Raw genomic sequence first — 14,568 nt, 5'->3', positions numbered from 1 at the left:
AGCAGATATTTTCTGTATTTGCTCAAAGGTTGTGCAGAAATTTTATGCAGATCATTTTTGGTCTGTATGATGCTTGCAATCCTGCAGGCGCAACCCGCAGTTGGCGCGACGGCGCCTTGTGTGTGGAGGGTTTTGTCCGGAAGTCGTGACGAGAGCATTCTGTTGGGCGCGCGCGCGAACATTCTGGATATTTTCCGCAAAATCCGGTTATGATGGGTGAAATTCGATTTTTGTTCATGTAGACTGGCTTCGCAGTGGCGTGGGCGTTAGGTTGTTATGACCAAGACGCCATTGACAGGGGCTTAACGCAGGTTGGGGGCGGACGTTGCGCGGTCGGCAGAGCATGCGACGGCGGCGTTGAGCGCGATCTTCCCTTCTATCGCTTCATGAAACAGGCGATGGGTCGGCGCTGGCGGTTTCCAAACAGAATCTTCAACGGGGAATGCAAAGTATGGAAACGACGGAGGAAGTGAAAAAGCGGATCGGCTTCATCGGCGGTGGCGGCGACGGTAAGGAGTTGCTGCGGATGTTCGCCAAAAGCAACCGCGTCGAGGTGGTGTATGTCGCCGACTCCAATCCCAATTCTCCGACCATGAGCGCCGCCAAAAAGATCGGCGTGAAGACGCTGACCAAGATCGATACGGCGATGAAGAACATCGAGGCGGACTTCATTATCGTCGCCGAGATGAGCGAAGACATCATCAATGTCATCCATGAGGTGAACCCCGCTGGCGAAGTGCTCTCCAGTGAGATCGCCATCATGTTCTACCAGGTGCTGGACGCCCAGCGCGGCGAAACCTACCAACAGGTATTTGACGATCTGACCTCGGTGCGTCAAGAGATCGACCGCAACACCCGTGACGTCTCCAAGACCCTGCACGGCATTGAGAAGATCTCCAACGAGCTGGAGGTGCTGGCCATCAACGCCGGTATTCAGGCCTCCCGCGCCGGCGAGTTCGGCAAGGGCTTCGCGGTGGTGGCGGGCGAGGTGAAAAGCACCGCGCGCGTGGCGCGTGAGTTGGCGGGCGATATCGATCGCGTCATCAGCGAGATCTCCTCCATGTCCGACAAGATCGAGCAGTCGCTGCGCAAAGTGCAGTAAGACGCTCTGACTGGACGGATAGCGCATACGAAACGGCCCCGCCTGATCGCTCAGGCGGGGCCGTTTTGTGTTTGGTTGGTTGGTGTGGTGCGCGGTTATTTTGGCTCCAGCTTGAGCGAGGCGGAGTTGATGCAATAGCGCATGCCGGTGGGCGCGGGACCGTCATCGAACACATGGCCCAGGTGGGCGTCGCATTTGGCGCACAACACTTCGGTGCGGGTCATAAAGAGGCTGCTGTCGGTTTCCGTAGCAACGGCCTCTTCATTGATGGGTTTCCAGTAGCTGGGCCAGCCGGTGCCGGAGTCGAATTTGGCGTCGGAGTCGAATAGGGGCTCTTCGCAACAGGCGCAGACATACACGCCAGGCTCCTTGCAATCAAAATATTGTCCGGTAAAGGCGCGTTCGGTGCCCTTTTTGCGGCAGATGTGATACTGCTCTTCGGTCAGTTCCTCACGCCACTCGGCATCGCTTTTGACCACTTTCTCATTCATTTGTATGATTCCCGTCTGTTTGGCCCCGGCATATGGCTCGGGGCGCGTGGTTTGGCAGCACACTCTTTTGGACAAGGACGCGCTATGAGCGATCCCCGTTATAAAATCCGCGTTGAGGTGGTCTCCGACTACCTGGAAGACCAATCCTCGCCGGACGATGACCGCTATCTGTTCTCCTACACCGTCACCATCCGCAATGAGGGTACGGAAGCCGCTAAGCTTTTGACCCGGCACTGGATCATAACCGACGGCAACGGCCTGACCCAAGAGGTGCGCGGCCCCGGCGTGGTGGGCGAACAGCCCCGCTTGGAGCCGGGGGAGTCGTTCCAGTACACCAGCGGCACGCCTCTGTCCACGCCTATGGGCAGCATGCGCGGCTCCTATCGTATGATCAGCGATGAGGGGATAGAGTTCGACGCCGAAATCAAACCGTTTGGTTTGTTGGGGCCGGCGACGCTGCATTAAGGCGGGCGGCTAGAGCCAGCGCGTCACGCCAATTTCCGCCCGGCGACAAGCTGCCGAGGATGGCCGCCCCATGCGCGCCGGTGACCGCCGTATCGCCGGTGGGCAGGCCGCGCAGCGCGCGCATGGCCAGCCAGGCGAACGCTTCCGCCTCCATGGCGTTGTGGTCAACGCCCAGCTCCGCGCTGGTGAGGATGCGGGCGCTGGGCAGGCGGGCGGCGATCTGCCTGCGCAACGCCGGATTATTGGCGCCGCCGCCGCACAGAATGATACGCTCCGGTGTGCTGTTGGCGGCTTGCAGGATCGCCTCGGCGATGCTCTGCGTAGTGAACGCCAGCAGGGTGGCGACGCCGTCGTTGCCGCCCATGGCGGGGAACGCCGACAGCCAGCGATCCAGCAGCGCCGGACTGAAATCCTCCTTGCCGGTGGATTTGGGCAGCGGACGTTTTAGGTAGGGGTGCGCCATCAGCCACGCCAGCGCCTCGGCGTCGACGGCGCCCGCTGCGGCGCGCTGGCCATCCCGGTCGCAGCACTCCAGGCCGCCGCTCAGGCGCATGCTCAGTTCATCCATCAGCGCATTGGCCGGGCCGGTGTCCCCCGCCACGATGGGCGGCGCCGGGGGCTTTTGTAGCAACGTCACATTGGCGATGCCGCCCAGATTGACCACCACGTCGCAGGCGCTGTCGCTGGCGTCGGCAAACAGCGCCTGATGGTAGTAGGGCGCCAGCGGCGCGCCTTCGCCGCCCAACGCCATGTCCGGGGTGCGGAAGTCGCTGACGGTGGTGACGCCGGTGCGCGCGGCGATGATGGCGGCAGAGCCGATCTGCAGGGAGAAGTGCGGCGGGCGGTGGCGGATGGTCTGACCATGGCAGCCGATGAGGGCGATGTCATGGATGCGCACATCGGCTTGTCGGCACAGTGCGGTGGCGGCTTCGGCAAAGCGCTCGGCCAAGCGGCGGCTCATCTCCCCCAAGCGTTCAATCTCCTCGGGGCCTGACTGCTGCAGCGCCAGGATTTCATCGCGAATCTCCGCTGGGTGCGGCGTCTCCAGATAAGCGATGGGCTGCGGGCGTCCTTCGCCGGTGGTGCGGATGAGCGCGGCGTCGATGCCGTCGGCGGAGGTGCCGGACATCAGGCCGATCACCAGGGGGGCGTCATTGTGTGCTTGGGGCATGGCGTTTGGCCGTCTGTTGCAGTATATATGACTGTTCGTTGAACATGTTGTTTTGCGCGCGGCGCGTCAATCGTTTTGTGGCGTGGCGGCGCAGGCGCGCACAGGAGTCGAAGTGATGAAGCCACTGGCCGAACAGATGGAGATCATGACCCGCGGGGTTGTGGATCTGGTCTCGAAAGAGGCGCTGGAAGAGAAACTCAAGCGCGCCATCGACAGCGGCAAACCGCTGCGCGTCAAGGCCGGGTTCGACCCCACCGCGCCGGACCTGCATCTGGGCCATACGGTGTTGATCCAAAAAATGCGCCAATTTCAGGAGCTGGGCCATGAGGTGCTGTTTCTGATCGGCGATTTCACCGGTTTGATCGGCGACCCCACCGGCAAGAGCGAAACCCGCAAGCCGCTCACCGCCGAGCAGATCGCCGCCAACGCCGAGACCTATAAGCAGCAGGTGTTCAAAATCCTCGACCCCGAGCGCACCACGGTGATGTTCAACAGCACGTGGATGAACGCCATGACCCCGGCGGATATGATCAAGCTGGCGGCGCGCTTTACTGTGGCGCAGATGCTTGAGCGCGACGACTTTTCCAAACGGTACAAAGAGGGGCGGCCCATCGCCATCCATGAGTTCCTCTACCCGCTGGTGCAGGGGTATGACTCGGTGGCCATGCGCGCCGATGTGGAACTTGGCGGCACCGATCAGCTGTTCAATCTGCTGGTGGGGCGTGAGTTGCAGCGCGACTTCGGCCAGGAGCCCCAATGCGTGCTGACCATGCCCATCCTGGAGGGGCTGGACGGCGTGCAGAAGATGTCCAAGTCGCTGAATAACTACATTGGCGTGCTGGAGCCGCCGCGGGAGATCTTCGGCAAGGTGATGTCCATCTCCGATGATCTGATGTGGCGCTACTATGAGTTGCTGTCCGATCTCTCTCTGGCGCAGGTGGCGGAGTTGAAGCAGGCGGTGGCCTCGGGCGCGGAGCACCCCATGGAGGTGAAAAAGCGTCTGGGCGCCGAGATGGTGGCGCGGTTTCATGACGCCGAGGCCGCTGAGGCGGCCCGCGCCGAGTTCGAGACCATGTTCAAGAAGAAGGACCTGCCCGACGAGATCGACGAAGTCGAAGTCCAAGCCGAGGGCGCGTCCCTGGGGCTGCCCGCCGTGCTCAGCGGCGCCGGGCTGGTGAAATCCAATAGCGAGGGGATGCGCATGATCAAGCAGAACGCCGTCTCCGTGGAGCGCGAGAAGGTCAGCGATCCCAAACATGAGTTGGCGGCGGGCGAGCGCTATCTGATTCAAGTGGGCAAGCGTCGCTTTGCCTATGTGACGGTGAAAGGGGCCTGAGTATGGGCGCGCCCGACGTATTGCAGAAGATCATGGCGCGCAAACGCGAGGAGGTGGCCGCGCGCCGCGCCGCCGTCTCCGAAGGCGAGATGAGTCGCCGCGCCAGCGCTGCGCCGGGCGGGCGTGGATTCGCCCAAGCTCTGATGGAGAAGGCGGGGCTGGGCGAAAACGCCGTCATCGCCGAGGTCAAGATGGCGTCCCCCTCCAAAGGGCGCATCTTTCCCGCTGAGAAAAAATTTGATCCCGCCGCCATCGCCGCCGGTTACGCCGAACATGGCGCGGCGTGCATCTCCTGCTTGACCGATCACGACTTCTTTCAAGGGCATGAAGAGTATCTCACCGCCATTCGCGAGTCGGTGGCGGCGCCGGTGCTGCGCAAGGATTTCCTCTACGACCCCTATCAGGTGCTCGAAGCGCGCGCCATGGGCGCCGACGCCATTCTGCTGATCATGGCGGTGCTCTCCGTGCCCCAGGCCCAGGAGTTGGAGGCGGCGGCTCTGGACCAGGGGTTGGATGTGCTGGTGGAGGTGCATGATGAAGCCGAACTGGACGCCGCCCATGAGTTGAAGACCCCGTTGATGGGGGTCAACAACCGTAATCTGCGCACCTTTGAAACCTCCCTGGAGACCACTGTGCGACTGGGCGAGCGGGCGGAGAAATCCCGCCTGCTGGTCTCCGAGAGCGGCATTCACAGCGCGACGGATATCCGCATGCTCAACGCACACGGCGTGCGCGCGTTCCTGATCGGCGAAGCGTTCATGAAGAGCGGCGATCCTGGTCCGGCGCTGGGCGCGCTGCTGTCTGAGGCGGCGGTGTAAGCGTGGCGCTGGCGATCAAAATTTGCGGCGTCACCACTCTGGAGGACGCCTGGATGGTTCAGGACGCCGGGGCCGACGCGCTGGGGCTGGTGTTCTATAAGAAATCCTCCCGCTATGTGGCCCCAGAGACGGTGGCGCAGTGGGCCGGACGCATGCCGCCGCTGCTCACCGTAGTGGGGCTATTCGTCAACGCCTCGTTGGAGGAGATCCGTCGCGCTGAGTTCCTGTGCGGGCTGGATCGCATTCAGTTGCACGGCGATGAAGCGCCGGAGTTCTGCCAGGCGGTGGGGCCGCGCGCCATCAAGGCCGCGCGGGTGGCGCAAGCGGACGATTTGCTCGGCTTGAATCGCTACCCCGCCCGCGCGCTGCTATTGGACGCCAAAGTGGATGGCGCTTATGGCGGCACGGGCCACGCGTTTGACTGGGATATCCTGCGGCGGTTCGAACCCGATGCGCCGTTGATCCTGGCGGGGGGGCTCAATCCCGACAATGTGGCTGAAGCGGTGCGCCGCGTGCAGCCCCATGGGGTGGATGTCTCCAGCGGCGTGGAGGCCGCGCCGGGACGTAAGGATGCTGAAAAAACCCGACGTTTTGTTGAAAATGCGCGCGCCGCCGCTGTGGCGGGCGCTTAACTGATCGACCGAGGACGCCATGACCGAAGAATCCGGCGCGATGAACTGGCTGACCCGCATTATTCGCCCCAAAATCAAGGGCGACAGCAAGGCCAGCACGCCTGAAGGGCTGTGGATCAAGTGCCCCAGCTGCGGTCAGGCGCTGTTCCAAAAGGAGCTGGAGCGCAATCTGGATGTGTGCGCCCACTGTGAGAATCACTTCCGCATCTCCGGGCAGCGCCGCATCGACATCACCCTGGATGAAGATGGCCGTGAGGAGCTGCTGGGCAATATCGAGCCGGTGGACCCGCTCAAATTCAAGGACTCCAAGCCCTACAAAACCCGCATTAAAGAGGCGCAGAAGAAGACTGGCAATCCCGATGCGCTGCGTCTGTTCAAAGGCGCCATCAAGGGCGTGCCGGTGATCTGCGCGGCGTTCGACTTCCCCTTCCTGGGCGGCTCCATGGGCTCGGTGGTGGGCAGCAAGATCGCCGCGGGCGCGCTGGCGGCGGTGGAGCAACGTTGCGGCTTCATCGTGTTCTCCGCCTCGGGCGGCGCGCGCATGCAGGAGGGCATTCTGTCGCTGATGCAGATGGCGCGCACCTCCACCGCCCTGACGCGTCTTGAGCAGGCGGGTCTGCCGTACATTTCGGTCCTCACCGACCCCACCAGCGGCGGCGTCACCGCCTCCTTCGCCATGTTGGGCGATATCAATATCGCCGAGCCCAACGCGCTGATCTGCTTTGCCGGTCCGCGGGTGATCGAACAGACCGTGCGCGAGAAGCTGCCGCCGGGGTTCCAGCGCAGCGAATATCTGCTCGATCATGGCTTTCTGGATATGATCTGTCACCGCAACGAGATGCGCGACACCCTGGCGGACCTGCTCACGCGGTTTACCTCGCACCAGGCCAAAATTCCCGATTTCGCCACCAACCTGCGCTGATCCGACCATGGAGCCCTCAGGTTCCGAACGGTTGATTCGCCCGGGGCTGGAGCGGGTGGTTGCGTTGTTGGATGCGCTGGGCGGCCCCCAGCGTTCGCTGCGCCACGTGGTGCATGTGGCGGGCACCAACGGCAAAGGCTCGGTGCTGGCGTTTCTGGAGGCGATTCTCAAGGCTGCGGGCATTCCCAGCGGCGTTTACACCTCGCCGCATCTGCACCGTTTCAACGAACGCATTCGCGTGGCGGGCGCGCCCATTGACGATGCGGCGTTGGATCGCTATCTGGCCGCAGTCAGACGCGCCGACCCCAATGAGTTGGCGACCTATTTTGAACAGGCCACTGCCGCTGCGCTGTTGCACTTTGCCGATTGGGCCGCATTGCGACCGGGCGGCGCGCCTGCGCCGGTGTTGCTGGAGACCGGCTTAGGCGGGCGTTTGGACGCTACCAACGTCTTTCCTGCGCCGCTGCTCACCGCCATTACGCCCATCGCTTTGGATCACGCCGACTATCTGGGCCAAACCATCGAAGCCGTTGCCGCTGAAAAGGCGGGAATCCTCAAGGCGGGCGTAACCGCTGTTGTCCACCCCGGTTCATTGGCGGCGCGCAATGTCATCGCCGCCCAGGCCGAGGCGGCGGGCGCGCCGCTGTGGTTGGCGCAACGGGACTATCGCTACGACATGGCGTTCGAAGCGCACAGTTGGCGCTACGAGGATGCTTTCGGGCAGTTGGTGTTGCCGCGGCCAGGGTTGGTTGGACAGCATCAGATGCACAACGCCGCCCAAGCCGTGGCCATGGCGCGACTGCTGCGCGCCAATCAAGGCTGGCGTCTGCCCAACGAGGCGGTGTGCGAGGCGGTGGCGCAGGCGCAGTGGCCGGGACGTCTGCAGCGCATCGCCACAGAGCCCGAAGTGTGGCTGGACGGCGCCCATAACGCCCACGCGGCGCAGGCTGCAGCCGCCTTCTTTGCCGAAACGCCGGGACGCAAACCCACGCTGCTGTTTGCGGTGATGTCAGATAAGGATCTGCCCAGCATCATCGACGCTTGGCGCGATGGGGTGGAGGCGGTGGTGTGTGTGGGGTTGGATGACGCGCGGGCGTTGGATCCGCATCGCTGCGCCAACACCTGGCGCGCAGCGGGCGTACCCGCCCATGAAGCGCCCGACATTCCAGCCGGGCTGGCGCTGGCGCGGGATTTGACCGGTCATGGGGGTCGCGTGGCGGCGACGGGTTCGCTATATCTGGTGGGAGCGCTGCTCAGTGCGTTATAATGGGCGTTTGATCATCGGATGTTGGCTTGCAGGGATGGGCACAAAACACCAGCGCGCCTGCGAGCGCAGTAACGGGGCATAGGAGACGCAGTGAGCATGCGCAAGGCACAACAACAGGATCGCGGCGTTCGACGCGCGCCGGGAATGCTCTCAGTCTCCTGGCTGGTTTTGGCCGCGGCGGCCGCCTGCGCCGGGCCGGTGCTGGCCCGCGAGCAGCTCACCGAGCTGGCCAAAACCCCGGTGGAGCTGGAGGCCGACGAACTGGATCTGGATCGCAGCGACGGCAAGGTCAGCGCCCGCGGCGAAGTGCGCATCGTGCAGGAGGGGATTCTCGACCTCCAAGCCGACTCCGCCACCTATGACTTGACCGCGCAGAAGCTCAACGCCCGCGGCATGATCCGCATCACCCGCAAAGGCGCGGTGTTCCAGGGCGACGCCATCGAACTGGATGTGGCCAATGACGCCGGTGAAGTGGAGAATGCGCGCATCGACATGCCCGGGCCGGGCGGTCGCGCCACCGCCTCGGCGGCGCAGCTGCACAACGCCAAGCGCATGACTCTCAAGGACGCCACCTTCACCAACTGCGACTGCGAAGATCCGCCCTGGTACATCAGCGCCAGCAAAATTGAGGTGGATGACGAGAAGAACTCGGTCAGCGCCCGCGACGTCACCCTGCGTCTGGGTGGCGTGCCCATCGCCTATACGCCGTGGTGGACCCAGCCGCTGCGCAAAGAGCGCAAGAGCGGCTTCCTGACCCCCTCGTTCCAGGTCAGCGACTCCACCGGTTATGAGCTGGATCTGCCCTATTACTGGAATATCGCTCCCGACCGCGACGCCACTCTGACTCTGCACCCCACCACCCGACGCGGCGTGATGGGTAAGGTGCAATATCGCTACAAGGGGCAGAACTACCACGGCGAGTTGGAGACCCACGGCATCCACGACACCGAGTTGGAGATGTTCCGCGGTCTGTTGGTGTTCGACCATCAGCACGCCATGGGACCGTGGCGTTTGGAGTCCCATGTGGCCGCCAGCCGCACCAACGACTTCCTGGTCGACTTCGAACAGGATCTGCTGGACCCCAACACCCGCCACTTGCAATCGAGCTTGAGCGCCAAGCGTCTGATGGCGCGTCGCGGCGGACACACCGCCATTGAAGCGGGGGTCAACTGGTTCCAGGATCTGACCGTGGACACCAATCGCGACACTGTGCAGCAGTTGCCCTATGTGGCGCTGAGCGACTCGCGCCTGCTGCCGGGGATGACCCGTCGCCTGCGTCTGGAGAGCGGCGCGCGTCTGGACCACTTCTATCAGATGTCCGGCGACCGCGCCCAACGCGGCGATCTATCCGCCAAACTGCGCTACACCCAGCCGCTACACATTGGCCGTATCTCGCTGGCCGCTGGCGGCGAGGAGACCGCTTACTGGACTCAGCGCGGACCGGTGCAGGCGGGCGGCAATGACGAGGACGACTTCAACAACCGCATCGCCTCCATGCTCAGCGCGCGTTTGGATCTGAACCTGTCGCGCAACTATGAGTGGGGCAACGGCGGCGCGCTGCGTCACGCCATTGAGCCAACCGTGCAGTACGTGCTCAACGCCGCTACCGACCAGAGCATCATTCCCAACTACGATTCGCGCTCGCCGGTGACCGCCACCGATGACACCCTGCGCGCCTTCAACGCCACCAATCTGTTTGCTGAGAACCAGTTCGCCGGCATCGACCGCATTAGCTCCGGTCAGTGGATCAGCTACGGCGTCACCCAACGCTTCACCGGACGTCGCAGCGCCGACGGTCCGGTGGAGAACCTGGCCACCTTCACCATCGGTCAACGCTGGGCGCCGGCGGGCGATCGTGACTATCAGGATGGCAACTCCGTCTCTGACATCGTCGCCGACCTGTCGCTCAACATCTCCGATCAGTGGAGCGTAGAGGCCGACACCCGCTTCGATCCGCACAAGAAGTTGCTGGAAGTGGCCGATACCGAGGTGATCTATCGCTGGGATGAGGGGCAGGCGGCGTTGGGTTATCAGGTCAACCGTCCCGAAACCACTGAGGTCAACCGCGACGTCACTTTCAACAGCTCCTGGCGTTTCGCCAAGGAGTGGAAGTGGGAGCAGGAGGCGGGCTACTCCATGGAGCACCGCAACCTCAAGAGCTGGCGCACCGGCCTGACCTATATTCATGACTGCTGGAACCTCAAAGTCGTGGGGGGGCGTCGTCTGTCGGCGGACGCCAACACCCACGAAGGCGGCTATATGGGCGTGGTGCTGTCGTTTGAGGGCCTGGGCTCGTTTGGCGTGAATTGATCGTTGAGCGTTTGTGTGAACGACCGCCCGCTGGGGCGTTTGCCGTGAAGAGGGAGAACCGCATGAAATTGCGCGTAACGGTCTGGATGGCGCTGCTATGGCTCTTGACCTCCGCCGCCTGGGCGGGCGAACCGCTGGACCGCGTAGCCGCGGTGGTGGAGGGGGAGGTGATCACTGCTTCGGAGGTGCGCGCCAAGGCGGGCCCGATTCTGGAGCGGTTGAACGCTTCGGGCAGTCCGGCCAATCCGGCGCGTATCTACAATCGCGTGCTCGACAGCTTGATCATGCGCATCCTGCAGCGCAACAAAGCCAAACAGTTCGGCATTGTCGCCAGTGATCGCGACGTGATGAAGATGGCCGCAGGCATCGCGCGTAAAAATGGCGTTTCGCCGCAGGATATGCCGAAAATCGTCGCCCAGCAGGGTGGTGATTGGGAGGACTATCTGAACCAGCTACGCGACGACATGATCAAAACGCAGCTGCTGCGGCGGGTGATCCGCCCGCTGGTGTCGGTCTCCGAGGAGGAGTTGCGCGATCTGTATGAGAGCGCCAAAGAGAGTGATGAGGGCGCCGAGGAGCGCCGCGTGGGGCAGATCCTCATCGCGCTGGATGAGCGCGCGCCGGAGCTGGAGGTGGAGAAGGCCTACAATCGCGCCGAGGAGCTGGCCCAGCAACTGCGTGATGGCGGCTCTCTGGCCACACTGGCCAGCCAGCACTCCGATGATCCCAGCGGTTTGAACGGCGGCGATATGGGCTGGTTCAAACGTGGCGAGTTGCTGCCGGAGATGGAGCGTGCGCTGTTCGAGCTGACAAAGGGAGAGATCAGTAAACCGCTGCGTTCTCCCCAGGGGTTTCATGTGTTCAAACTGCTGGATGTGCGGCGCGATAAGAGCGCCCATGCCAAACCGGCCCAACAGAAAGTCCATGCGAGCCATATTCTGATCAAACTGGAGCGCGACGCCTCTGAGGCCGAGGTGGAGGCGGCGTTGCAACAGATTCAAGCGATTCGCCAGAAGATCGTCGACGGAGCCAACTTCGCGCAGATGGCCAAAGAGGTCAGCGAAGGGCCTTCCGGCGCCAATGGCGGCGACTTGGGCTTCTTCGGCAAAGGCGAGATGACGCCCCCGTTTGAGCAGGCGGCGTTTGCGCTGGAGGTGGGCCAGGTCAGTGAGCCGGTGCGCACCGAATTTGGTTGGCATCTGATTCTGGTGGAGGAGCGTCAGAGCATCGATGGCGACTCCTTCGAGGCCCAGCGTGACGCGCTGCGTCGGCGTCTGCTGGAGGCCCGCACCAAGGCGCGCTTCTCCCAGTGGCTGCGGGATCTGCGCTTGCGCGCCTATGTGGAGAAGTATTAATGGCCCACGCCGAGTCGGCGCGCGCGTCGGGGCTCATTGCGGTCACCATGGGCGACCCGGCGGGGGTGGGGCCGGAGTTGGTCCTGAAAGCCTTTGTGGCGCGTTCGACCGATGCGCCGCGTTGGGTCTGGCTGGGCGACCCGGAGGTGCTGGCTTGGGCTGCGCGCGCCGTGGGATTGCCCTGTTCGTTGGCGGTGCTCAGCGATGTGCGCGAGGCGCAGGGGTTGGACCCCAAGGCGCTGCCTGTGCTGCCCACCACGCACAAGGTGGATCGCGACCATCTCCATTTTGGCGTCGCCCATGGCGGCCATGCCCAAGCGGTGGTGGAGAGCATTCGCATGGCGTGCGACCTGGCCATGGGGGGTCTGGTGGATGGCGTGGCCACGCCTCCCATCAACAAATCCGCGCTGCATCTGGGCGGTTTCGATATCCCGGGGCATACTGAACTGCTGGGCCAGTTCACCCACAGCGCCACGCCGCCGGTGATGATGTTGGCTGGGCGCGGTCTGCGGGTGATCCCCGCCACCATCCATCAATCCCTGGCCAGCGTGCCGCAAGCCCTCACTGTGGAGGGGCTGGCGCAGACCCTGGTGACCACCGCCGTGGCGTTGGCGCAGGACTTCTCGCTGCCGCATCCGCCGCACATCGCCGTCACCGGACTCAATCCTCATGCGGGCGAGGCGGGCGCGTTTGGCGATGAGGAGAGCCGCATCATCGAACCAGCCATGGCGCTGGCCTCCACCATGCTGCAGTCCACTGGTCTGATCTCCCGATGGGAGATGACCGGCCCCTGGCCCGCCGACAGCCTCTTCTCCGAACGCTCCCGCAGCCGCTATGACGCCATCGTCTGCATGTACCATGATCAGGCGTTGATCCCCATCAAAATGCTCGCCTTTGGCGAGGCGGTGAACATCACGCTGGGGCTGCCCATCGTGCGCGCCAGCGTCGACCACGGCACGGCCTATGATCTGGCCGGGCGCGGGGCGGCGGATCACCGTTCGCTGCTCATCGCCATCGAGTCGGCGGCGCAGATGGCCGCCAGCCGTCGCATGTGGCGCGCCCAGCATGGGGAGGCGGCGCATGCGTGAGCGCATTCTGCGACAGCTCAAAATCCATGGTCTGGCGCCGCGCAAGGGGTTGGGTCAGAACTTCCTCATCGATCCGGAGATCACCCGCCGCATCGTCGCCTCCGCCGGAGTCAATCCCGGCGATCCGGTGTTGGAGATCGGTCCAGGCTTGGGCTCGCTGACCATTCCGCTGCTGGAAAAGGTGAAAACCCTGTGGGCGCTGGAGCGCGACGAGAAGCTGGCGGAGCTGCTGCGGGTGGAGGCCCACGGGGTGGGGGATTTGACCATCCTGGATGGCGACGCCCTGCAAGTGGACTACGCCGAGTTGGCGCAGCAGTTGGGCGGGCCGCTGCATCTGGTGGCCAATCTGCCCTATAACATCAGCACGCCGCTGGTGGGGCGTTTCTTGGATCAGCGCCACGCCTTCGCCAGCATGACGTTAATGTTCCAACGCGAGGTGGCGCTGCGTCTGGCCGCCGCGCCGGGCAATAAGGATTATGGCGCGCTCACCGTCTGGCTGCGTCTGTGGGCCGACGCCCATGTGCTGTTCGATGTCCCCCCCAGCGCGTTCCATCCGCCGCCCAAGGTGGTGTCCTCGGTGATCCACATCCGCATGCGTCCCGCCCCGCGCGCGGAGTTGGCCGATCCCGAGCGCTTCCATCGCATCGTCAAAGCCGCTTTCGCCCAGCGCCGCAAGACCCTGCGCAACACTCTCAAGCCGTTGGGCGCGGAGTCGGTGAATTGGCTGGAGGCGGCGGGCATTGATCCCGGACGTCGGGGCGAAACCCTCTCCTTTGACGAGTTCGTCGCGCTCTATCGCGCCGCCGAAGCCGCCGCCTGATCAATCCTTCGCCCGCTCCTGGGCGATCTGTTGCATACGGCTCTCGATGGCCTGTTTGACCTCCTCCAGAATGGCGTTGCGCTCATGCTTGCCCCGCGTGGCGGTCTCAATGGGCGGGGCGATGCGCACGCGGATAAGTCCGGGCTTTTTGAGGAATCCGCGCGCAGGCCAGTAGACTCCGGCGTCATGCGCCACCGGCACGATGGGCAGTTTGGAGTCCAGCGCCAAGCCCACGCCGCCCGCCTTGTAGTCGCCCACCACGTCCGGGGCCACGCGGGTGCCTTCGGGGAACACCACCAGACTGGTCCCTTCGCCCAAAATGCGCTTGCCTTCGCGCTTGAGCATGCGCATCGCTTCGCCGGGATTGGAGCGATCGATAAAGAGTTGACCTGTGGCCTTGAGCGCCCAGCCAAAAACCGGTATCTTTCCCAAGCTCTCTTTCAAAATCCAGGCGATTCGTGGAAAAACGCCATAGAACACCAAAGTCTCCCAGGCCGATTGATGTTTGGCCATGATCACGTAGGGCGGCGGCGGCAGATTCTCCATTCCCTGGATCTCATGGCGTAGGTTGCAGGCCAAGGCCAGCGAAAGGGCGTTGTAGCGGCCCCAAGAAGCGGCGATGGCGCGACGGGTGTCGATGGCGGTTACCGGCCACAGCAGAGACAGCAGCAGGCCGTAGACCAGAATGCCGCCCACCATGAGCAGGAAGTAGACAGAAGAGCGAAGCAAAATCAGCATAGCGGACTCACGTTTTTTTTGCATTTTCCGGCGATTTTTTTGCCGAAAGGGGC

General features: G+C 63.5%; 14 protein-coding genes. 11 read left to right on the top strand and 3 right to left on the bottom strand.

The window, feature by feature from the left end:
• The first annotated feature begins 451 nt into the window (after nucleotides 1-451).
• A complete protein-coding gene (locus MAIT1_RS08765) occupies nucleotides 452-1,102 on the top strand; it encodes a methyl-accepting chemotaxis protein (protein WP_158089397.1) in 651 nt (216 codons plus the stop codon).
• Between the two features lie 95 nt (nucleotides 1,103-1,197).
• On the opposite strand, the gene msrB is transcribed toward MAIT1_RS08765, so the two are convergent.
• On the bottom strand, nucleotides 1,198-1,593 hold the full coding sequence (gene msrB / locus MAIT1_RS08760) for a peptide-methionine (R)-S-oxide reductase MsrB (RefSeq protein WP_085441894.1): 396 nt from the start codon (nucleotides 1,591-1,593) through the stop codon (nucleotides 1,198-1,200).
• Between the two features lie 84 nt (nucleotides 1,594-1,677).
• Here msrB and apaG point away from each other — a divergent pair, with 84 nt between their 5' ends.
• Entirely contained in the window at nucleotides 1,678-2,058 is a 381-nt protein-coding gene (apaG, locus tag MAIT1_RS08755) for a Co2+/Mg2+ efflux protein ApaG (RefSeq protein ID WP_085441893.1), read from the top strand.
• On the opposite strand, the gene MAIT1_RS08750 is transcribed toward apaG, so the two are convergent.
• Nucleotides 2,018-3,229 carry an anhydro-N-acetylmuramic acid kinase gene (locus MAIT1_RS08750; protein WP_085441892.1) on the bottom strand — a complete coding sequence of 404 codons (1,212 nt, stop codon included), beginning with the start codon at nucleotides 3,227-3,229 and terminating at the stop codon, nucleotides 2,018-2,020. The two genes, apaG and MAIT1_RS08750, sit on opposite strands and share 41 nt — an antisense overlap.
• A gap of 115 nt (nucleotides 3,230-3,344) precedes the next feature.
• Between MAIT1_RS08750 and tyrS the strand changes: the two genes are divergently transcribed.
• The 9 genes from tyrS (at nucleotide 3,345) to rsmA (ending at nucleotide 13,777) form a co-directional block, all read left to right on the top strand.
• The gene (gene tyrS, locus MAIT1_RS08745; protein ID WP_085441891.1) at nucleotides 3,345-4,565 is read left to right on the top strand and encodes a tyrosine--tRNA ligase; all 1,221 of its coding nucleotides are present in this window, start codon (nucleotides 3,345-3,347) and stop codon (nucleotides 4,563-4,565) included.
• A gap of 2 nt (nucleotides 4,566-4,567) precedes the next feature.
• A complete protein-coding gene (gene trpC, locus MAIT1_RS08740; RefSeq protein ID WP_085441890.1) occupies nucleotides 4,568-5,383 on the top strand; it encodes an indole-3-glycerol phosphate synthase TrpC in 816 nt (271 codons plus the stop codon).
• Nucleotides 5,384-5,385: 2 nt separating this feature from the next.
• The gene (locus tag MAIT1_RS08735) at nucleotides 5,386-6,015 is read left to right on the top strand and encodes a phosphoribosylanthranilate isomerase (protein WP_085441889.1); all 630 of its coding nucleotides are present in this window, start codon (nucleotides 5,386-5,388) and stop codon (nucleotides 6,013-6,015) included.
• Nucleotides 6,016-6,034: 19 nt separating this feature from the next.
• Nucleotides 6,035-6,937, top strand: coding sequence for an acetyl-CoA carboxylase, carboxyltransferase subunit beta (accD, locus tag MAIT1_RS08730; protein ID WP_085441888.1), 903 nt, complete (start codon nucleotides 6,035-6,037; stop codon nucleotides 6,935-6,937).
• A gap of 7 nt (nucleotides 6,938-6,944) precedes the next feature.
• The gene (locus MAIT1_RS08725) at nucleotides 6,945-8,204 is read left to right on the top strand and encodes a bifunctional folylpolyglutamate synthase/dihydrofolate synthase (RefSeq protein ID WP_085441887.1); all 1,260 of its coding nucleotides are present in this window, start codon (nucleotides 6,945-6,947) and stop codon (nucleotides 8,202-8,204) included.
• A gap of 96 nt (nucleotides 8,205-8,300) precedes the next feature.
• Entirely contained in the window at nucleotides 8,301-10,514 is a 2,214-nt protein-coding gene (locus tag MAIT1_RS08720) for an LPS-assembly protein LptD (protein WP_085441886.1), read from the top strand.
• 62 nt (nucleotides 10,515-10,576) lie between these two features.
• On the top strand, nucleotides 10,577-11,869 hold the full coding sequence (locus tag MAIT1_RS08715) for a peptidylprolyl isomerase (RefSeq protein WP_085441885.1): 1,293 nt from the start codon (nucleotides 10,577-10,579) through the stop codon (nucleotides 11,867-11,869).
• Nucleotides 11,869-12,957 carry a 4-hydroxythreonine-4-phosphate dehydrogenase PdxA gene (pdxA, locus tag MAIT1_RS08710; RefSeq protein ID WP_085441884.1) on the top strand — a complete coding sequence of 363 codons (1,089 nt, stop codon included), beginning with the start codon at nucleotides 11,869-11,871 and terminating at the stop codon, nucleotides 12,955-12,957. The genes MAIT1_RS08715 and pdxA overlap by 1 nt, the downstream gene beginning before the upstream one ends.
• Entirely contained in the window at nucleotides 12,950-13,777 is an 828-nt protein-coding gene (rsmA, locus tag MAIT1_RS08705; protein ID WP_143814735.1) for a 16S rRNA (adenine(1518)-N(6)/adenine(1519)-N(6))-dimethyltransferase RsmA, read from the top strand. The genes pdxA and rsmA overlap by 8 nt, the downstream gene beginning before the upstream one ends.
• Here the strand turns inward: rsmA and MAIT1_RS08700 are convergent, their stop codons facing one another.
• Nucleotides 13,778-14,515, bottom strand: coding sequence for a lysophospholipid acyltransferase family protein (locus MAIT1_RS08700; RefSeq protein ID WP_158089396.1), 738 nt, complete (start codon nucleotides 14,513-14,515; stop codon nucleotides 13,778-13,780).
• Nucleotides 14,516-14,568 lie beyond the last annotated feature (53 nt).

The sequence above is a fragment of the Magnetofaba australis IT-1 genome (assembly GCF_002109495.1).
Classification (GTDB): domain Bacteria; phylum Pseudomonadota; class Magnetococcia; order Magnetococcales; family Magnetococcaceae; genus Magnetofaba; species Magnetofaba australis.
The sequence above is the reverse complement of the archived record's forward strand: the minus strand, read 5'-3'. Positions and strand labels throughout refer to the sequence as shown.